This window comes from Chryseobacterium sp. AC417, from assembly GCF_979258215.1.
This window is the reverse complement of record NZ_OZ409845.1, coordinates 690,929-710,188: the sequence shown is the minus strand read 5'-3', so window position 1 is coordinate 710,188 and position 19,260 is coordinate 690,929. Positions and strand designations below refer to the sequence as shown.

At 33.6% G+C, this 19,260-nt stretch carries 20 protein-coding genes; 19 read left to right on the top strand and 1 reads right to left on the bottom strand.

Annotated elements, in window-relative coordinates; genetic code table 11:
- Window positions 1–21: 21 nt before the first annotated feature.
- The 4 genes from ACZZ9T_RS03400 (at window position 22) to msrA (ending at window position 5,298) form a co-directional block, all read left to right on the top strand.
- Complete coding sequence (locus ACZZ9T_RS03400; RefSeq protein WP_463440922.1) at window positions 22–2,157, top strand: TonB-dependent siderophore receptor; 2,136 nt, start codon at window positions 22–24, stop codon at window positions 2,155–2,157.
- 95 nt (window positions 2,158–2,252) lie between these two features.
- A complete protein-coding gene (locus ACZZ9T_RS03395; RefSeq protein ID WP_463440921.1) occupies window positions 2,253–3,461 on the top strand; it encodes a PepSY-associated TM helix domain-containing protein in 1,209 nt (402 codons plus the stop codon).
- Window positions 3,462–3,545: 84 nt separating this feature from the next.
- Window positions 3,546–4,514: an ROK family protein gene (locus ACZZ9T_RS03390; RefSeq protein ID WP_463440920.1), complete on the top strand. Its 969-nt coding sequence runs from the start codon at window positions 3,546–3,548 to the stop codon at window positions 4,512–4,514.
- A 226-nt stretch (window positions 4,515–4,740) separates the two neighbouring features.
- Entirely contained in the window at window positions 4,741–5,298 is a 558-nt protein-coding gene (gene msrA, locus ACZZ9T_RS03385; protein WP_463440919.1) for a peptide-methionine (S)-S-oxide reductase MsrA, read from the top strand.
- A 35-nt stretch (window positions 5,299–5,333) separates the two neighbouring features.
- Here msrA and ACZZ9T_RS03380 read toward each other — a convergent pair whose 3' ends face one another.
- The gene (locus tag ACZZ9T_RS03380) at window positions 5,334–6,161 is read right to left on the bottom strand and encodes a hypothetical protein (protein WP_463440918.1); all 828 of its coding nucleotides are present in this window, start codon (window positions 6,159–6,161) and stop codon (window positions 5,334–5,336) included.
- Window positions 6,162–6,543: 382 nt separating this feature from the next.
- Between ACZZ9T_RS03380 and ACZZ9T_RS03375 the strand changes: the two genes are divergently transcribed.
- The 15 genes from ACZZ9T_RS03375 to mutL all read left to right on the top strand — a co-directional run bounded on the left by ACZZ9T_RS03375 (window position 6,544) and on the right by mutL (window position 19,145).
- The gene (locus ACZZ9T_RS03375) at window positions 6,544–6,762 is read left to right on the top strand and encodes a hypothetical protein (protein ID WP_463440917.1); all 219 of its coding nucleotides are present in this window, start codon (window positions 6,544–6,546) and stop codon (window positions 6,760–6,762) included.
- A 61-nt stretch (window positions 6,763–6,823) separates the two neighbouring features.
- Window positions 6,824–8,491, top strand: a complete 1,668-nt coding sequence (locus tag ACZZ9T_RS03370; RefSeq protein ID WP_463440916.1) for a tetratricopeptide repeat-containing sensor histidine kinase — start codon at window positions 6,824–6,826, stop codon at window positions 8,489–8,491.
- Window positions 8,492–8,495: 4 nt separating this feature from the next.
- Complete coding sequence (locus ACZZ9T_RS03365; RefSeq protein ID WP_463440915.1) at window positions 8,496–9,161, top strand: response regulator; 666 nt, start codon at window positions 8,496–8,498, stop codon at window positions 9,159–9,161.
- Between the two features lie 129 nt (window positions 9,162–9,290).
- The gene (locus tag ACZZ9T_RS03360; protein ID WP_463429984.1) at window positions 9,291–9,458 is read left to right on the top strand and encodes a hypothetical protein; all 168 of its coding nucleotides are present in this window, start codon (window positions 9,291–9,293) and stop codon (window positions 9,456–9,458) included.
- 212 nt (window positions 9,459–9,670) lie between these two features.
- Window positions 9,671–10,297 carry a PH domain-containing protein gene (locus ACZZ9T_RS03355; protein ID WP_463440914.1) on the top strand — a complete coding sequence of 209 codons (627 nt, stop codon included), beginning with the start codon at window positions 9,671–9,673 and terminating at the stop codon, window positions 10,295–10,297.
- Window positions 10,298–10,299: 2 nt separating this feature from the next.
- Window positions 10,300–10,515 (top strand): TM2 domain-containing protein, encoded by a 216-nt coding sequence (locus tag ACZZ9T_RS03350; protein WP_463440913.1) that lies wholly within the window; start codon window positions 10,300–10,302, stop codon window positions 10,513–10,515.
- Window positions 10,516–10,528: 13 nt separating this feature from the next.
- Window positions 10,529–10,924, top strand: a complete 396-nt coding sequence (locus ACZZ9T_RS03345; RefSeq protein ID WP_463440912.1) for a DUF6804 family protein — start codon at window positions 10,529–10,531, stop codon at window positions 10,922–10,924.
- Between the two features lie 6 nt (window positions 10,925–10,930).
- The gene (locus ACZZ9T_RS03340; RefSeq protein WP_463429980.1) at window positions 10,931–11,338 is read left to right on the top strand and encodes a hypothetical protein; all 408 of its coding nucleotides are present in this window, start codon (window positions 10,931–10,933) and stop codon (window positions 11,336–11,338) included.
- A gap of 7 nt (window positions 11,339–11,345) precedes the next feature.
- Complete coding sequence (locus ACZZ9T_RS03335; protein WP_463440911.1) at window positions 11,346–12,683, top strand: beta-carotene 15,15'-monooxygenase; 1,338 nt, start codon at window positions 11,346–11,348, stop codon at window positions 12,681–12,683.
- A gap of 8 nt (window positions 12,684–12,691) precedes the next feature.
- Window positions 12,692–13,582 carry a hypothetical protein gene (locus ACZZ9T_RS03330; RefSeq protein WP_463440910.1) on the top strand — a complete coding sequence of 297 codons (891 nt, stop codon included), beginning with the start codon at window positions 12,692–12,694 and terminating at the stop codon, window positions 13,580–13,582.
- A 93-nt stretch (window positions 13,583–13,675) separates the two neighbouring features.
- Window positions 13,676–14,383 (top strand): response regulator transcription factor, encoded by a 708-nt coding sequence (locus ACZZ9T_RS03325; RefSeq protein ID WP_463429976.1) that lies wholly within the window; start codon window positions 13,676–13,678, stop codon window positions 14,381–14,383.
- A gap of 3 nt (window positions 14,384–14,386) precedes the next feature.
- Window positions 14,387–15,796 (top strand): sensor histidine kinase, encoded by a 1,410-nt coding sequence (locus ACZZ9T_RS03320; RefSeq protein WP_463440909.1) that lies wholly within the window; start codon window positions 14,387–14,389, stop codon window positions 15,794–15,796.
- 144 nt (window positions 15,797–15,940) lie between these two features.
- Window positions 15,941–16,438, top strand: coding sequence for a hypothetical protein (locus tag ACZZ9T_RS03315; RefSeq protein ID WP_463440908.1), 498 nt, complete (start codon window positions 15,941–15,943; stop codon window positions 16,436–16,438).
- Window positions 16,439–16,462: 24 nt separating this feature from the next.
- On the top strand, window positions 16,463–17,311 hold the full coding sequence (locus ACZZ9T_RS03310) for a YoaK family protein (protein ID WP_463440907.1): 849 nt from the start codon (window positions 16,463–16,465) through the stop codon (window positions 17,309–17,311).
- A 184-nt stretch (window positions 17,312–17,495) separates the two neighbouring features.
- Window positions 17,496–19,145: a DNA mismatch repair endonuclease MutL gene (mutL, locus tag ACZZ9T_RS03305; protein WP_463440906.1), complete on the top strand. Its 1,650-nt coding sequence runs from the start codon at window positions 17,496–17,498 to the stop codon at window positions 19,143–19,145.
- Window positions 19,146–19,260: the final 115 nt, after the last annotated feature.

The following is a 19,260-nucleotide window of genomic DNA, read 5'->3' as shown; positions in this document are numbered from 1 at the left end:
TGCAAAAAAAATAATTCTTTCATGAAAAAGCTATTGGTTTGTGCATCGGTTTTAGGATCAATGTTATCGGTTGCACAGGAAAAAGATACTATTAAATCTAGTAACATTGACGAAGTTATTGTACAAGGATATATTACTCGAGATAGGGAGTCTGTAAACAAAATGCCTCTGAAAGAAATTGAAAACCCACAGGTTTATAATACCGTCAATAAGAATGTAATCAAGGAGCAAGTTGTCACCAACTTTAATGATGCATTGAAAAACGTTACCGGTATTGCCAGATTATGGGAATCTACAGGAAGAGGAAATGACGGAGGCGAATATTATACGATGAGAGGTTTTTCTCTGCAGCCAAGTTTGATAAACGGAATGCCCGCATTGAGCAACGGAACATTAGATCCTGCAGGAATTGAAACCATTGAAGCTATCAAAGGACCATCCGGAACATTATACGGTGGAAGTGTAATTTCTTACGGAGGTCTTATTAATGTAATCACGAAAAAGCCTTATCAATATTTTGGTGGTGAAGTAAATTATATCAACGGAACTTATGGTTTAAACAGAGTAACAGCAGATGTCAACGCTCCGCTAAGTAAAAACTTATTTGCAAGGGTAAATGCTGCTTACCAAAAACAGAATACTTTTCAGGATGCGGGTTTTAGCGAATCTTTCTATGTAGCTCCCTCCATTAAGTTTATTGCCAATGACAAGCTTACATTTTATGTAAATACAGAAATCAAAACCAGCGAGTCTGCAAACGCACCGATGATTTTCTTAAATAGAAATCTTCCACTTACCTATAATTCAATCGACGTTTTTAAGAATAATTATAAAAATTCATATACTAGTGATGATTTAACGATTAAAAACTCAACATTTAATCTTCAAGCATCTGCTAACTATAAAATTTCTGATAACTGGACATCTAAGACAATTTTTTCTACAAGCAATTCCAAAACAGACGGTTACTATCATTATTTGTATGATCAATCAAATGGAAAAGATTTTACTAGATTCATAGCTGATGTGGGAGGTGAAACCAACACAACAGGAATTCAGCAAAATTTTGTTGGTAATTTTAATTTTGGAAGCATTAAAAACAAATTACTCGTAGGTTTAGATTATTTCCAAAGAGATTTTATTCAAGGCGGAACCGGTTGGATTGGCTATGGAGTGGTAAATATTGTTGATCAAACAGATACAAAATCTGATTTATTAACAAAATCTGCTGTAGATTATGAATTAAGAGGAGCTGGGCAGACAATAGGTCATGCTGAAGCCAAAATTTATAGTGCTTACGTTTCTGACGTTGTCAATATTTTACCAAACTTATCTGCAATGTTAAGTCTTAGAGTAGATCATTTTACGGGTAGAGCAAGTGCTTATGCCACTGATGATGCAAAAGGACAAACTACATTTTCACCAAAATTAGGTTTGGTTTATCAGCCAATTCTGGATAAAGTATCCGTTTTTGCAAATTATATGAACGGATTTAGAAATGTTGATCCTTCAACAATACAGCTTACGGATAACCTTGGAAATGTTCTAAGCAGCGAACTTCGTTATTTTGATCCTGAACATGCCAATCAATGGGAAGTTGGTACGAAAGCGAATTTAGCAGGAGACAAGTTTGCAATTACAGCGAGTTATTACAGCATTAATGTAAAAAATAAGGTAATGGGCAATGGACTTAATGTTTCTCAAAACGGAGAAGTTGACAGCAAAGGTTTTGAGGTTAGTGTTTTGGGTAGCCCAATCCCGGGAATGAATATCATTGCAGGTTATAGTTATAATGACAGTAATGTTGTAAAAGGAGACGAAGGTTATCCTGGTAACAGAACAGAAGATTCAGGACCAAAAAACCTTATTAACTTTTGGGGAACATATAAGATACAAGATGGTTCTCTAAGAAACTTCGGAATAGGCTTTGGAGGTAATTCGGCAAGCAGATTTTATACACTTAACAGAGGTAATATCGGTGCATTTCCCCTTCCTAGCTATATCATAATGAACTCATCTCTTTCTTACACAGAAGACAGATATAGCATCATACTAAAGTTAGACAATATCGCTAATAAAAAATACTTCTCAGGATGGTCTACGGTAACACCTCAGAGGCTAAGAACACTTTCTTTGAGTTTAAATTATAAATTTTAATTAGATATAATTAAAACAATCTGCCAAATTACGTGAGTAGTTTGGCAGATTAAGTTAAATAAGAATCAAAAATCTTTTGCACAACTTAGTATTTCATGAGAAAAAAACATCACCATAAAAAAAAGCCGAGTCAGTTTAAAAAATGGACTGGTAAACTGCATCTCTGGTTCGGTTTATCCATCGGTTTGATCATACTGATCGTCTCAGTGACAGGTGCACTGTATGTCTTTAAAGATGAAATTGAAAACTACACGAGAAAAGATGTTATTTATCACAGCGAAGAAAATATTGCTCAGAAAAAAGTTCTTCCAATACGTGTTTTAGAAAAATCTGTCGATGCTCAGGTAAAGGAGAAATTTAAAATCCATTGGGTGAACGTTCCTATTGATAAGAAAATGTCTTACCAGTTTTATTGGTATGAGCACAACACTGAAGCCTGGAATTACTTTGATGAATTTCCCATTTATAAAGTTGCTTACGTAAATCCTTATGACGGTAAAGTTTTGAGAGTTTATGACGAGAAAAATGGCTTTTTTCAGATCGTAAAAATGATCCACTGGAGTTTTTTACTGAAGCAGGAATGGGGAAAATATGTAGTAGGGATTCCGGTAATCATCTTTATCATTATGTTGATTTCAGGGATTATTTTGTGGTGGCCCAAAAATAAAGCAGCCAGAAAACAGCGTTTTTCATTCAGGTGGAAAAACATCAAAAGCTGGAAACGAAAAAACTACGATCTTCATAATATTCTTGGTTTTTATGGTTCTATTTTTGCGCTGATTTTTTCGATAACCGGTTTGTTTTATGCCTTTTTTGTTATTCAGGCGATGATGTATGTGGTTTTTTCAGGAGGAAATACCGTCTTCCCTGATTTTTCACACATCACTACAAAAGCTCCGATAGAAGCACGTACAGAAACAACTTTAGATAAAGTAATCAATACGGTTCAGACCAAATATCCAAATTCTTACGGCTTTTCAGTAGATTTGGGACATCCTCACATGGACGATCATGAGCATCCTAATTTTTCTATTTTCGTAAAACATCTTTCTTATTCATATCACAAAAACAGCAGCCTTATTTTTGATGAAAACTCGGGTGAGCTTCTGCATACTCATGACCATGAAGATAAAGACCTGGGTGAAAAAGCTGTTGCAGCTAACTATGATGTTCATGTAGGATCTATTTTAGGTTTACCTACAAAAATTATTGCATTTATTGTCAGCATTATTTGCGCTTCACTTCCGGTTACGGGCTTTATGATTTGGTGGGGGCGAAGAAAGAAAACTAAAAAACCTGTCTGATTATTTTTAATAAAATTTTAGTTAACCCACTATTAATACAATCTTTTTTATAAATTTATTGCTTCGAAATTATACAATAAGAAAATGTCAGTAGTAGATTTGTCAAAACAGGTTGCATTAGGTATCGATATTGGAGGTACAAATACAAAATTTGGACTCGTTAATCACAGAGGTCAAATTTTAACCAAAGGCTCAATTTCCACCGATGAATATGCCACTCCTGAAGCATTTATTGATGCTCTTCATGAGAAAATCCAGCCATTAATTGATGAGCATGGAGTAGGAAATATAATTGAAGGAATTGGTGTTGGAGCACCAAATGCCAATTATTACAGCGGTACGATCGAGCAGGCGCCCAATCTTCCATGGAAAGGAGTCATTCAGTTTGCGAATCTGATGACTGAAAAATTCGGTCTGCCTTGTAAAATGACCAACGATGCCAATGCTGCTGCGCTTGGCGAAATGATGTACGGTGCTGCAAGAGGTATGAAAGATTTTATCATGATTACTTTGGGAACAGGGGTAGGAAGCGGAATTGTTTCTGGTGGTTATTTAATTTACGGTCACGATGGTTTTGCCGGAGAATTGGGACATACCATTGTAAAGCCAGGCGGCAGAAAACACTGGAGTACAGGTTCTGAGGGAAGTCTTGAATCTTATGCATCTGCAACAGGAATAACAATCACAGCAAAGAAAATGAGAGCAGAGTTTCCGGATTCTATGCTGAATCAATATCCTGAAGATGCGATCAATTCCAAAACCGTGCATGAATGTGCTTTAAAAGGCGACCCTGTAGCCATTGAAGTTTTCAGATATACGGGTCAGAAATTAGGTGAAGCTTTAGCTAATTTTGTGATGTTCTCATCTCCTGAAGCTATTTTATTATTCGGAGGTGTCATCAAAGCAGGAGATTTTATCCTTAAACCAGCCAAACTTCACATGGAAAGAAATCTTCTTCCGATTTTCAGAAATAAAGTAAGATTGGTTTTCAGTGAATTAGACGAAGCGGATGCAGCTATTTTAGGAGCAAGTGCTTTAGTTTGGGAAAAATAAATTCAGAAATATAAAATATCAGGCATTCTCTTTTGGGAATGCTTTTTTGTTTAACAATTCTATTGAAAATTAATTTCAGATTATTTGCTAAATCTATCATCGTAATTTGTGTTTAGATCTTTTCTAACATCAGTTTTGGCTCAATTTTTTCTTACTTTTGAAACAGTTTTTAAGCGAGCTGCAATACGTCTGCAAAGAAACTATATGAACAAAAAATCAATAGAAAATGGATAAAAATAATTTACAGACCATCACTTTCGGTGGCGGTTGTTTCTGGTGTGTAGAAAGCTGTTTTAATATGTTAAAAGGTGTAGAATCTGCAATCTCAGGGTATTCTGGTGGTCATAAAGATAATCCGACTTATGAAGAAATCTGTACTGGAGAAACAGGGCATGCAGAAGTTGTACAAATTACTTATGATCCGGCAATTATCTCTTATGATCAGTTGATGGATGTATTTTTCTTCTTACACGATCCTACCCAGCTCAACAGACAAGGGAATGACATCGGAACGCAATACCGTTCAGTGATTTTCTATAAAGACGATACCGAAAAACAAAGAGCAGAAAATTCTATCAAAGAATCTGAAGCTTCAGGAAAATGGTCAGGAAAATACGTAACAGAATTGGTGCCATTTGAAAAATTCTGGCCGGCAGAACAGTATCAACAAGGATATTACAATGTGAATCCTAACCAACCTTACTGCAGTGCGGTAGTTGGTCCAAAAATTCAAAAATTCAAAAAGCATTTCGGAGAATTGGGAATGTTGACAGATTCAGAATAAATACAAAGCGGAGAGAAATCTTCGCTTTTTTGTTTTTACTCTTCCTGAATTCCTGTATACTTTTCAATAATGTAAGCAGTGGAGCTTCGCAATTCTCTTCCGTTATCTGGATCTTCACCATCCAGCGTGAAAAACTCAACTACTCCATTATATTTAGAATACCATGTATTTCCTACCGCATTCTCAACAGTCAAAGTATCTTTTCTTGTGATTTTTTTAAAATATTTAATTAAATAAGCATCCGCTGGTGTTAAATCAAGATTAGGTCGATCGTCTTCACAATCTGTGATTTTATATTCTACCTTATCCCAGTACATACATTTCTTTTCTTTCGCAGATTCGCCTAATAAAGAAAGCACAGAAGGGTTTTCTTTATTTTGTTGTTTAGAAAAAGTATAATTCCCTGTAAGAAGTAGTAATACGAAAGCAACTTCTACCATTCCGAAACCATTCTGTTTCATAAATTCCGGCATCTTGAAATATTGCTCGTTGGTAATATTGATAATGATATTAGAAAGTTTTTCAGTTAAAGATTCTTCATCCTGATCGACACTTATTTTTACTGTTGTTTTATTAGCATCGTCATTTTTTTTGACAAAAGTTCTGGAAAAATCTGCAAAATCTTTATATCCCAAATACACACTCAATTTATTCAAAATTAAAGTTTCAATACCTGTTTCTTCTTTTATTCCAGTAATAAATGAATCATGGTATCTAGAAAGTGTTTTCACAGATATTATAAAACCTAACTTTCTTTCAATATCATCAGAAAGATCTGTTGCCCATCCGTTCTTTGTATCCTTTTCAGATTTAGATTTAATTTTTTTAAATACTTCATGAATCAGTAGTTTTCTATTGGACATAATTAGTTTTTAAGAGTATTACAAAATAGGTGATTTCTAACCATACTTCATTACGGTTTTCCGTAATCAAATCCCGTCCATTTATTGTCCATCGATGTCTATGTTTTGTCTAACACCTGTGTCACCGTTTATCGCAAATTTGCTAAAGAAATCAGTGACAAACAAACAATTACAAAAAACAAATTTACAAACTGATTTCAAAATCACCTAAGAAAACGGAAGAAAACTCCGGGTTGGGAAGCAGATGTTTCTCTTCCGTTTTTGAAGGTTTACTTCCCAAAAAATTTAGAAGCGCTTCAATTTTTTTTAAACGTGTAACACTGTCTGCGATCAGTTTCGCAGGGAAGAACACGAATGCTTTAACAATAAATTTTTTGACAAAATGATACAATTACTTTTAATGCTACTAGGTTTAGCATTCGGCAACAATAACGGAAATACAACATGCAATAACAACGGCGGTACCGTCACAACGCAAGATTCTGGTGGCGGAACGGGATTCGATCCGGGAAGCGGAACAGATCCTGATGACGGAACAGGTGGTCCGGTAGGTGGAAATACAGGACAAATTCCTCCTCCATTTACACCTCCTCGTCCATAATATTTAAAAGGGCAGATTGTATAATCTGCCTTTTTCTTACCTTGCAACCAAAACTAACTCTATGAAATACATACTATTAATTATTTTATTTATAGCATTTTCTTGTAAAAAAGAAATGAGTATTGATGATAAACCTCCTACGAATGAATATTTTGATAGAGCAGTTTTATTTAAAAATAATAATAGTTCTGATTCCGCTTTTTATTATTTCAACTTATCTAAAAATGATTTTTTAGGAAAAAATGATTCTCTTGGTACAGCAAGAGCTTTAGTAAATATGGCAATTATACAAAATGATAAAGGAGATTTTTATGGTTCTATTGAAACATCATTAGAGACTAATAAATTTCTTGAAAATGAACAAGGTATTATTGCTAAAAGAATACTGACTTCTAACTATAACAACATTGCTACTGCTTTTAATAGCCTTAGAAATTATGATAGTGCGATTATCTACTACAAAAAAGCTATTCAGATTGCAGATAATAATGAAGCTAAATATATCTGCTATAATAATATTGGTGATGCATTGATAACTCAGGGGAAAATCAGTTTAGCTAAAAAATATTTAACGAAAGCAATTCTTGCAGATAGTGTTAATAACTATTCCAGAGCATTAAATAATTATGCAAAAGTTAAATACCTTGATGATAAAAATTATAATCCTTTGTCTGAATTTAATAAAGCATTGGCTATTAGAAAAAAAATTAATGACGGAACTGGTCTAAACTCAAGTTATGAAACACTGTCTAGTTATTATTTAGATAAAGACAAAAAAATGTCGTTAGAATATGCAAAAAAAATGTTGAAAGAAGCATCGCAGAATAAGAGTTCCGACGATCAAATAACCGCATTGAAAAGAATAATTTCGTTAGATCCTGATAATTATCTGCAAAATTTTGAAAAGCTTGATTCTATAAATGAAAATGTACAAACTTCAAGAAACCAACATAAGAGCCAATTTGCAGTAATAAGATATGATGTAGAACAGAAAGATGCTGAGAACAAAAATTTAAAGCTTGAAGATGCTGAAAATAAAATTAATATAATTTATCTAAGCTTTGGCTTAGGAATTTTAACCTTTACCTTGTTTTTGGGATACTTCTGGAACGAAAAAAGAAAGGAAAATATAAGACAGGAAAAGGAAAAGGAAAAAGAACTCGAAGTAAAAAGCACAGAACTCAAATACTCCAAAAAAGTGCATGATGTTGTTGCTAACGGGCTCTATCACATGATGATAGACGTTCAAAATAACCCTGATATAAACAAAGTAAGAATTCTAAACGATATCGAAAAAATGTATGAAGAATCGAGAGATATTGCCAATGAAAATAGTGTAGAAAAAGATTTCTCATCACGCTTCAGCAATATGATTTCTTCTTATTCGTCACCCGAACAAAAAGTTTTGACTGTTGGTTACACAGATGCTATCTGGGAAAATATTTCTCACAATATACAGCTGGAGCTATATTATATTTTACGAGAGCTTTTAGTGAATATGAAAAAACACAGCCGAGCAAAACTGGTGGTTCTGAAATTTGAAAAAGATAAAAATTCTTTAAGCATAAAATATACAGATAACGGAGTAGGGATAAATGATCTGAAAAATAGAAAAGGTACAGGCATCTTTAATACGGAAAACCGTATGGAGATGATAGGAGGAGATATTAATTTTGAAAAAAATCCTAAAGGAGGATTAATTATTCAACTCGTTATTCCAACAAATTAAAAACATGTTTAAAAAAATTATTATTGCCGAAGACCACGAGATAAGAAATCTCGGAGTTATCAATACCCTCAATGAACTGGAAATTTTGAATTTTGAATTTGAAAGCTACTGTGATGAGGCTTTAAAAAAAATAAAAAAAGCAGTAGATGAAAAGAATCCTTATGATCTGCTTATCTCAGATCTGTCCTTTGATAAAGACCATATAAAACAAAATATAAAATCAGGTACGGAGCTTATTGCTGAAGCGAGAAAGCTACAGCCAGATCTGAAAGTAATTGTATTTTCAATAGAAAATAAGCCGAAGGTGATCGATGATCTTTATAAAATAAACGAAATCAACGGGTTTGTAAGCAAGGGTAGAGATGACGGGAAGGAACTTAAAAAAACGATGAATAAAGTTTATAAAGGAGAAACCGTGATTCCACAGGATATTTTAAACAGTATCAGAAATGCACCTTTAGAAATGATTACAGACTATGACCTGTCTATCTTAAAATATTTATCCAAAGGCTGGACGCAAAGTGAAATTGAAGACCACTTTAAAGAAAACAAAATCACTCCCAACAGTAAAAGCTCCATCGAAAAAAAACTGAATGATCTACGTGAAAGCCTCAATGCAAAAAATAATATTGAGTTAATCGTTATCTGCAAAGACAGCGGAATTATATAAAATATATTCCTAATTAAATCAAGCCTTTCAATTTTTTTGAAAGGTTTTTTGTTTTTACGGTTTCCCGTAAGGATTGGTTTCTAAAGGGTTATACTTTTGGAGTGTTAAAACAATTAAAAAAGTTTACTTATGAAGAAACCATTAGGTACAAAAGCAAAGACAGGTGAAAACTGTCCAGAATCAGGAGTTTGGAAAGTTGTTGGGAGTCCATCAACAACAGCTCCAATCTCAAAAGGAAATAGAATGCCTCCTTATGATGGAAAAGCGGTTACTTGGGAATTAATCCAATACGCATAAGTTTGGCTCCAGTGATTGTTTTTTATAATCACTGGATTTATAAAATAAAAAATATCAGTTATGGGAAAATTTATTATAACTCAAAAGAGTAAACAACGAGTAATTAATTCCCGTTTCCACACAAAATTATTGGCAGAAAGTAAAAGGTGCAGAAGTCCGGTAAAACAGGATATATTTATTATAAAGATGTAAAATAACAAAAACAAAATATCATGAATTTAAAACAATTTTTAAACGAAGAGCAAGATCCGAAAGCTGTCGAAAAACTGCTGGAAAGAATTAATAGCCTCCTTACTTCACAAGAGTTTGTAGAATACATTGCAGTTCAGAAAAAACCTGCATTGAATTTATCACCGGATTGTATTGCACTTACCAACAGAAGAATTATTTTCTGCAGACCTAAAAACTTCGGCTTCTCTATGGATTTTCAAGATTACAGCTGGGTAGATGTTGCAGATTGTCACATTAAAGAAGGTATTTTAGGCTCTGCTTTTACAATGAGAACCGTAAGTAATTTCAGTAATATGATGGATTATCTTCCAAAAGCACAGGCAAGAAAGCTCTATCAGTTTGCTCAGGAAATAGAAGAGCAAATGAGAGGAGTACGCAGAGAAAAAGATCTTGAAGCGAGAAGAGCTTCTGCAGGAGGAGGTGTTACTGTAAACAATACAACACCTATAATTGCACACGCATTACAAACAGAACAGACAAAACCTCAGCTTATAGAAACCGAAGATCCGTTTGCGGTTTTACAGAAACTGAAAGGGTTAGTAGAAAACGGAATCATTTCTCCTGAAGAGTTTGAAAGTAAAAAGAACGAAATACTATCAAGAGTTTAATTATGAAATCAAAATTTACAACCGCAATGCTTGCTCTTTTTTTAGGAGGATTGGGCATTCACAGATTCTACTTAGGACAAAATACAATGGGAATATTATATCTTTTATTTTGTTGGACGCTCATTCCCTCATTGATCGCATGTATTGATTTCTTCGTATTTATTTTTATGTCTGAGGATAATTTCAATTACAAATATAACCTTAGAACAGGATTTTAAAAAACCTCAAGCCATGAAACTTTTCCTCACATTCTGTGCGATATGTTGTTTCGTTGGTATTTTCAGGCTTCCTATTGAATATTATACTTTTCTGAGAATTATTGTTTTTATTGGAGCTTCAATCGTTATTTATAATTTTTTGAGCTTTAAACAGTATTATTTTAGTGTAATTTTTCTGATTATTCTTATCATTTTCAATCCTTTCATTCCCATGTACTTATATCGAAAAAGTCTATGGATTCCTATTGATACTATAACAGGAATTCTTTTCTTATTCATCGCTTTTGCCGAAAAAACAGAACAAGAAAAGAAAGAAGAAATTACTGAAGAATCATCAGAATATTCAATACAACCTAAAGCATACTCAAGAGACAAAATTAATAACCCTAAAAAACCAAAAGAAGACTAAATCACTATGGAAAATATTCAAATCACGGAGAATCTCAAAGCTCATTTTCTAAGATTGTATCAAATGGCAATTTGTGACGATGATTTCAGCACTTTAGAACTAAAAATGCTTTACCAATGTGCTGAAGAAAGAGGTATTTCATCTAAAAATCTGGACGAAATATTATTAAATCCTATCAATTTTAAATCTCTTGTTCCTCAGACTATTGAAGAAAAAGTAGATTATTTGTATGATCTCACAGTAATGATCTGGGCAGATGGTATTGTCTCTCCAAATGAATATTCTGCAATGCAAAAATATGTTCTGATGTTTGGTTTTCTAGAAGAAAATGTAAAATCAATCGTCGATTATCTCATCGAAGCCGTAAAAATGGGTAAGCCTAAAACAGACATTTTACAAGAATTAAAAAACTAAATTAAACATGACCACAAATATTAAAAACCTATTCAAATTGAAATCAATTCCTATTGAAACTGCGAAAGAAGAAGTTTTAAAATCCGAAGTTGATCCCAACGAAGAATCTCCCGAAGAAAGCAGAAAAAGAACCTATCACGAATCGGGATATAGAGACAGCTCCAGAACCAATGGAAATCATTCTACATTGTCAATTTGTCTTGACGCTGTTTACTCAAAATTCCAGAATGAGGAAAAAGAAATGGTTGAAAAACAGCAAAAACTGAAAGAATCATACGTTAATGAACAAAAAAATAAGGAAACGGAAATTAAGGCTTTAACGGTATCATTAGAAACAAAAGAAGATCAATTAAAAAACAAAAATAAAGAGGTTGAAAATCACCAACATCAGATTCAGGTTTTGAAAGCAGAAATAAATGATCTCCCAAGAAATCCCGAAAAATATAGCGTAAAAGCCACAAAAGGAGCCTCTACAAAGTTTTGGATCGGCTCTATTCTTCTTTTTCCGATTACTTTATATCTGTTAACCTTCTATATTTCAACTTCTTATTCGGCATTTTTCAAAAGTTTCGATGCAAAAGTTACGGTTATACAAAGTGTTTTGGATGCAAGAGCTTGGGAAAGAGCTTGGTCTGAAGGCTTTATTGAAGGTGCATTTGTGACTTTTATTCCTTTTGTCTTTTTAGGCTTGGGATTTTTGATTCATATGTTTAATGAAACTAAAATTTGGGTAAATTATGTGAAATTAGGCTTGCTTTTTATTGTCACTTTTATATTCGATGCCATTTTAGCCTATCAAATCGAATCTAAATTATACGAATTAAATAAAACGTTTAATTCTCCGCCATTTGATCTCAAAATCGCCTTTACCACAATTCAGTTTTGGGGAATTATTTTTGCGGGATTTATAGTTTACATTATTTGGGGATTAGTTTTCGACTTCGTGATGAAAGAACACAAGGAGAAAGATAAAATTAAAAGTGAACAGGAAATCCGACAAAAAAACGTGCTATTCGTTTTAGAGAAAATAACTGTTCTCAAAAAAGAAATTGAAGAAATTCTCGCAAATATTGGAAGTACAAAAGAAATTGTTATTAAGACACGTGGCAGAATTGAAGAACTTCAGAATATTATTGATGGAGTAATTATTCCAACAAAAGAGTATAAACTGTATGCTTCAGAATATGTGCAGGGTTGGATAACATTTATTGGCGAAAAAATAGCCGTTTCAAGAACCGAAAAACAAACGATGATTGATAATTGTATCGAAACATACAATACAAATCTTGAATCTGTGGGAGCAAACTCCGAAAATCAAAACTTAATTTATTTATCATCTTTATAATTTAAATTATGAAAACAATACTCTATTTAATATTCATTATTTCTTTGGTTTCCTGTTGTAAAAAAAAGCTCACTACAACTGATTGTACAACAAATGATTCAATCGTATCTGATCCAAACAATATCAATGTCAGTATTTTAATTGATTTATCAGACAGAATTGATCCGAAAACCAACCCGAATCCAACGATGCAATATTTCCAAAGAGATACAGAATACATCAAAGCGATTGAGAAAGGATTTTTAAATCATATCAAGTCCAAAAGAATAATTACTTATGACGATCAGATGCAGGTTTTCTTTAATCCTGAACCTTCAGATCCGAAAATGAATGAATGTACTAAACAACTAAAGGTTTCTTTTGATAAAAATATAACGAAAGATTACTTTACAACTGTTGAAAAAAGATATTCTGAATTACCTTTAAGTATTTATCAATCTGCTATTAATGACGACAAATTTGTAGGATCGGATATTTGGGAGTTCTTTAGAAATAAAGTCAAAGATTATTGTATAAAAGATGATCACAGAAATATCCTTTTTATTTTGACCGATGGTTATATGTATCATGAAGATTCAAAATTTTCGCAAGAAAAGAAAACATCTTATTTAACCACAAAACTAATCAAAGCAAACAATCTTACAGATACTAATTTCAAAACTACCATTGAAAAAAATAATTTTGGATTTGTAAAAGCCAATGACAACTTAAGCAATATTGAAGTTATCGTCTTAGGAATTAATCCTGAAAAAGGCAACCCTTTTGAAGAAGGCGTCATCAAAGAATATTGGGGAAAATGGTTTAAAGAAATGAAGATCAAAAACTATCAGATAAAATCAGCGGACCTTCCGTCTAATCTTGAACCGCTGATTTTAAAGGCAATTTCAGGTAAAAACTAAAAACACGACTATATATATTATTCTAAAGGCGAAGTTTTCTTCGTCTTTTTGGTTTGTAATCTTTTCCTTATTTTTGTGAAATTCAGTATTGATATGAAGAAAATTGTTCTGATTGAGGATGAAACCAGTGTCGTTTCTTTTATTAAAAAAGGTCTGCAGGAGAAAGGATATGAAGTTTCGGTAGCATTTGACGGACGTACCGGGGTGAATCTTGTGCAGGAAAATGATTTTGACATGGTCATTTTAGACATCATGCTTCCGGAAATGAACGGTTTGGATGTCTGTAAAGAAATAAGAAAAACCAACAAACACGTTCCTATTCTATTTTTAACGGCATTGGGAAGTTCAGAAAATATCGTCCTCGGACTCGAAAACGGCGGTGACGATTATCTGGTGAAGCCATTTAAATTTATAGAATTGGTTGCCAGAATAAAATCTTTACTGAGAAGAAGCCTCCCTGTCACAACTCCTGAGGTTACAGAAGATGAAACGTTTAATGAATATCTTTTTCAGTTTTCAGATGTAACGGTGAATGATTATACCAAAAAAGTGATGCGTGCAGGAGAAGAAATTTCTCTCACTTCTACAGAATACAAATTATTGATGTATTTTATCAACAATCCCGAAAAAGTAATTTCAAGAGCTGAAATTCTGGATGCAGTTTGGGGAGTAAACTATGATTTGGGAACAAATGTGGTGGATGTTTACGTCAATTATTTAAGAAAGAAAATAGACAATCAGGACGACAAAAAACTTATTCACACGGTAATCGGAATGGGGTATGTTCTTAAAAAACCTTAGAGAATGCTTAACAGAGTAATGACAAATCAGACCAAAACAATGGTTCTTTTGATGGGTGTTTTTATAACCGTCATTTCGCTTTTCGGCGGGTTGGTCTACTATTCAATTGTTAATTTCTCGCATCAGAGGTTTTATGAATTATTAAAAATTCGAACGACTACCATTGTTCAGATCGAGAAAAGTAAAAAAAATCTTGATCTTCCCGAAAATCATATTCTCAACAGCTTAAACGATGAAGAACTTCCCATGGAAAGGGATTACGTTTTTGCCGTTCCTACTGATTCAAATTTTAAAAATATATCCAAAGAAGTACATATTCCGGATACCTTTTTTAAAAATATTATCAGAAAAGGCGAGGCTAATTATAACGATAAAGAATTTTACTACATCGGTCAGTCTTTTAAGTTCAATAATAAAGAATACATCGCAATCGCTTCTGCGCAAAATCATTACGTTATTTATTATCTTGGGTTTCTCAAAAGAACAATCATTACCTGTATGGTGCTTTCAATTTTCTTCAGTATGATTTTTTCTTTTTATTTATCCAAAACTTTATTCAAACCGATTCTTAAAATCACCGGAAAGGTAAAACAGATCAGTTCTGAAAATCTGCATTTAAGACTAGAATCGCAGCCAGATAATAAAGAACTGAATGAGCTGATCGAAACGTTCAACACAATGCTCACCAGAATAGAGACTTCATTTGAAACTCAAAATCATTTGATCGGAAATGTTTCTCACGAGTTGAGAACGCCACTTACTTCTATTATGGGAGAGGCAGATGTTGCCCTTTCTATCAACAGAACCGCTGATGAATACAAGGAAACGTTAGAAATTATACTTGACGAAGCAGAAAAATTGGATAAAAAGATTAAAGCTCTTCTTATCATTGCTCAAACCGGTTTTGACGGAAAAATTCAGAAAATTGACAAAGTAAGAATCGATCAGTTGCTTTGGGATGTCATTGAAACCATCAGAAAAATTGATTCAAGAAATAATATTTATCTGGACATCAGTATGTTGCCGGATAACCCTAAAAAACTGAAAGTTCAGGGGAATGAGCAGCTTCTGCATCTTGCTGTTGCCAATATCGTGAACAACGGGTGCAAATATTCTAATTTCCAACAGGTAAAAGTTTCGCTGGGCGCTACAGATACAGACGTTTACATCATCATAAAAGATACAGGAATCGGTATCCCGGAATCTGAAATGGATAAAATCTACGATCCGTTTTTCAGAGCTTCCAACACCAGAAATTATGAAGGATATGGCATCGGTCTTCCGCTTGCAAGGAATATTGTGAGAATGCATAACGGTGAACTGATTGTAAGCTCACACGAAAATCAGGGTACTACAGTTCAGCTTCGTTTTCCTACAATTTTTGCCAGCCAGAAAGAAGAAAAACTTTCTTAGTTTACCAACGAAACATTTATTAAAATGAAATTCTAATGTCATTTTAATCTCTTTAATTACATTTTAATTCTATTCCAAAAGTCTTCTAATCTCACAGATATAGTTTTGTATTATCAAAATAGGTAATCACTAAATCTAAAAGATATGATCAAGACCATTTTAATTGCAACAGACTATTCTCTTGAATCTTTAAACATATTAAAGAAAGTACTGAAAGAGAAAAACGCCACAGGAGAAGACACAAAATACAATATTTTGCTTGTGTCGGGTTATGACATGGGAGATTCTATAAGAGATCTTTTATTCAACACCAAAGGAACTGTTTTCAGTAAAATCAGATCAAAAGAATTCTGTGATGCGTACAGCATTATCAAAAACAAATATCCACATCTGGTCAATAAGATCGTTTGTGATGTCTTTACCGGAAGTTTCCAAAGAGCATTCAATAATTATCTGATTGCAGAAAATGTGGAAGAAGCTTACTTCACTTCATCTTTAAAAGAGAAGAACGGCAAAGGCAAATTTGATCTTAATCCTTACATCAAAAAGTCGAAAAACATCAAAGTACAGGAAGTAGAGATCGATACTAAGCAATTCATGCCGGAAAGAGGCCGATTGGCAGAAGTATTTGTTGAGGTTTAATGTTAACCATCAAAAATTTAAAAAATGTTAAGAAATTATAGTAACAGCAGGACATTGGGAGACAATATAAGACTGGGGACGCTGACTGCCTTTACAGCAGGAACTATAAACATAGCATCTCTACTTATATTCTTATCCTTTACCTCAAACGTAACAGGTCATTACGCTGTATTTGCAGCTGAAATAAGTAAAGGAAACTGGTCGCAGGTTGCGGTTGTAGGAACATGGATCTTTCTATTTTTCTTCGGAAGTTTTACTGCCAACTTTTTTGTAATTAATTTTAATAAGAAAAGTAAATATTTTGCACATGCAATGCCACTGGTTCTGGAAATACTATGTCTTTTAGCAGTAGGCATTTATGGGCAGTTATATTACAGAAAAACACTTGAAGAAGCACAGTTTTTGGTTGCCATGATGCTTTTTGCTACTGGTCTGCAAAATGGTTTAACGGCAAGTATATCTAATTTTTTGGTAAAGACAACACACCTTACTGGGACTACTACAGATTTGGGAATTCTGATGTCTATGTTTACCCATAAAAAATACAGGAAAAACCCCGAACTGATCGCAAGAGCAAAGCTTTTATCAAGCATTATGTTTTCGTATGTTTTAGGAGCTATTTTCTCAGGACTGGTTTATTATTCATTGGAATTCAGCGTATTTTACATCATCAGTTTATGTTTACTGATAGTGATAGGGTATGATTTTTACAAAATTAACGTAAGACATTTCAGAACCAATTACAGATACGCAAAAATTTATAATAAGCCCAATTTTATGGCATTTATGTATTACAAAATCCACGGTAATGGTGAAGTAATGGTAACAGAATCCAGAAAAGAAAAATCTAAGCTTATCTTAAAAGAGACCTAAAACATTTCATAATTGACAGCACAAATCGTATATACTTTAGTTTTTGTAGCCCCTGTTTGTTTTGCAAATGGGGGCTTTTATTTTACGGGTATCCATGTTTTGGCAGACTTAATTTTTAATTCATTCCCAATTTATTTTAATTCTTATTTCCTTTGACTATTTTTGTACGTTCATTCATCATTTTATGTCAGATATTATTCAGCTTTTACCGGATCATGTAGCCAACCAGATTGCCGCAGGTGAAGTGGTGCAGCGACCGGCTTCCATCGTAAAAGAACTTTTGGAGAATGCCATCGATGCCGGAGCTTCAAAAATAGAGCTGATCATAAGAGATGCCGGAAAAAATCTCATTCAGGTAGTTGATGACGGAAAAGGAATGTCTGAAACTGATGCAAGAATGTCTTTTGAACGCCATGCAACATCAAAAATACGGGTCACAGACGATATATTTAAAATTTCTACAAAAGGTTTTCGTGGCGAAGCATTGGCATCAATTGCTGCTGTTTCTCAGGTTGAATTGAAAACCAGACAAACAGATTCTTCTCTGGGAACCAATATTTACATCGAAGGCGGAATTTTTCAGTTTCAGGAACCTGTGCAAACTGCAGAAGGATCTAATTTTTTAATTAAAAACCTTTTCTACAACGTTCCTGCAAGAAGAAAATTCCTGAAAAACAACAATATAGAATTCAGACACGTTATTGATGAATTTCAACGGGTGGCTTTGGCTCATGAAAATTTAGAGTTTTCTATGTTTCATGATGATGAGCCTGTTTTCAGACTGAGAAAAGGTACACAAATGCAACGAATTGTAGATGTGTTCGGAAGAAAATTGCATCCTCAGTTGATTCCTATCAAAGAAGATATATTGTGGTGCAAGCTTCACGGATTTGTTGCTAAACCCGAAGGGGCTAAAAAAACACGTGGCGAGCAGTTTCTTTTCGTAAACGGAAGGTTTTTTAAAAGTCCGTATTTCAACAAAGCTGTTCAGGAAGCTTTTGACGGGCTTCTTTTGCCGGGATATATTCCGACATTTTTTCTTTTTCTGGAATTAGATCCTGAGAAAATAGACGTCAATATTCATCCGCAAAAAACGGAAGTGAAATTTGAGGACGAGCATTTGATTTTTGCCCTGATTCGTTCTACCATCAAAAGATCATTGGGTATTTACAATATCGCACCAAGTCTTGATTTTGAAAGAGATCCTCAGCTGGATGAGATGATGCAGAAAAGTTTCCCCAGCAAAAGCAATAATACCGGAAATCTTAAAATGCCTGAAATTACGGTTGACAGAGATTACAATCCGTTTTTGGAAGACCGAGAAGTTACAAAAACTGAAATTCATAATCTTACAGAGATGTATCATCAGAATATTTCTGCTGAGCCGTCGAAAATCAATCTCTTTGAAGATGAAGATTTTGATGAAGATCTGATGCGCCTTCCCAACGGATATTGGCTCTTCAATAAGGGTGACAGAACTTTGATGCTGGATTTGGGGAGAATGCACAGACTTATTGTTGCTGAAAATAACAGAACCGCAAAGAAAGGAAACGTAAGTCATGCTTTACTGTTCTCTCTGGAATATCACATGAACGAAATTGAAAAAAGCAAATACAAATCAATCAAAAAATTTCTGCCGGAGCTTGGCTTTGACATGAAAATTGCTCATGAGAATGTTTTAAGAATAGATACTGTTCCTGAAGGATTAAAGGAAACTCAGGTGATGAAATTTCTGGAAAACCTTTTTGATATTCTTGAATATAAAACAGAAGAAGAATTTATGCAGTTTTATCATAATCAGTGGGCAAAAATGCAGTCGAAATCCAGAATTTGATTTTATCTACAAAGCCGATGCAGAACAAGTGATCAAAGACTTCACCGCATTAGGTTTCCCGGAGTTTTTACCTACAGGTAAAAGATGTTTTTATGAAGTTCCGTTCAATGATTTA

Excerpts from the sequence above, each read along its gene's own strand:
- ACZZ9T_RS03400 (WP_463440922.1), top strand. The coding sequence starts at position 22 with ATGAAAAAGCTATTGGTTTGTGCATCGGTTTTAGGATCAATGTTATCG.
- ACZZ9T_RS03395 (WP_463440921.1), top strand. The coding sequence starts at position 2,253 with ATGAGAAAAAAACATCACCATAAAAAAAAGCCGAGTCAGTTTAAAAAA.
- ACZZ9T_RS03390 (WP_463440920.1), top strand. The coding sequence starts at position 3,546 with ATGTCAGTAGTAGATTTGTCAAAACAGGTTGCATTAGGTATCGATATT.
- msrA (WP_463440919.1), top strand. The coding sequence starts at position 4,741 with ATGGATAAAAATAATTTACAGACCATCACTTTCGGTGGCGGTTGTTTC.
- ACZZ9T_RS03380 (WP_463440918.1), bottom strand. The coding sequence starts at position 6,161 with ATGTCCAATAGAAAACTACTGATTCATGAAGTATTTAAAAAAATTAAA.
- ACZZ9T_RS03375 (WP_463440917.1), top strand. The coding sequence starts at position 6,544 with ATGATACAATTACTTTTAATGCTACTAGGTTTAGCATTCGGCAACAAT.
- ACZZ9T_RS03370 (WP_463440916.1), top strand. The coding sequence starts at position 6,824 with ATGAAATACATACTATTAATTATTTTATTTATAGCATTTTCTTGTAAA.
- ACZZ9T_RS03365 (WP_463440915.1), top strand. The coding sequence starts at position 8,496 with ATGTTTAAAAAAATTATTATTGCCGAAGACCACGAGATAAGAAATCTC.
- ACZZ9T_RS03360 (WP_463429984.1), top strand. The coding sequence starts at position 9,291 with ATGAAGAAACCATTAGGTACAAAAGCAAAGACAGGTGAAAACTGTCCA.
- ACZZ9T_RS03355 (WP_463440914.1), top strand. The coding sequence starts at position 9,671 with ATGAATTTAAAACAATTTTTAAACGAAGAGCAAGATCCGAAAGCTGTC.
- ACZZ9T_RS03350 (WP_463440913.1), top strand. The coding sequence starts at position 10,300 with ATGAAATCAAAATTTACAACCGCAATGCTTGCTCTTTTTTTAGGAGGA.
- ACZZ9T_RS03345 (WP_463440912.1), top strand. The coding sequence starts at position 10,529 with ATGAAACTTTTCCTCACATTCTGTGCGATATGTTGTTTCGTTGGTATT.
- ACZZ9T_RS03340 (WP_463429980.1), top strand. The coding sequence starts at position 10,931 with ATGGAAAATATTCAAATCACGGAGAATCTCAAAGCTCATTTTCTAAGA.
- ACZZ9T_RS03335 (WP_463440911.1), top strand. The coding sequence starts at position 11,346 with ATGACCACAAATATTAAAAACCTATTCAAATTGAAATCAATTCCTATT.
- ACZZ9T_RS03330 (WP_463440910.1), top strand. The coding sequence starts at position 12,692 with ATGAAAACAATACTCTATTTAATATTCATTATTTCTTTGGTTTCCTGT.
- ACZZ9T_RS03325 (WP_463429976.1), top strand. The coding sequence starts at position 13,676 with ATGAAGAAAATTGTTCTGATTGAGGATGAAACCAGTGTCGTTTCTTTT.
- ACZZ9T_RS03320 (WP_463440909.1), top strand. The coding sequence starts at position 14,387 with ATGCTTAACAGAGTAATGACAAATCAGACCAAAACAATGGTTCTTTTG.
- ACZZ9T_RS03315 (WP_463440908.1), top strand. The coding sequence starts at position 15,941 with ATGATCAAGACCATTTTAATTGCAACAGACTATTCTCTTGAATCTTTA.
- ACZZ9T_RS03310 (WP_463440907.1), top strand. The coding sequence starts at position 16,463 with ATGTTAAGAAATTATAGTAACAGCAGGACATTGGGAGACAATATAAGA.
- mutL (WP_463440906.1), top strand. The coding sequence starts at position 17,496 with ATGTCAGATATTATTCAGCTTTTACCGGATCATGTAGCCAACCAGATT.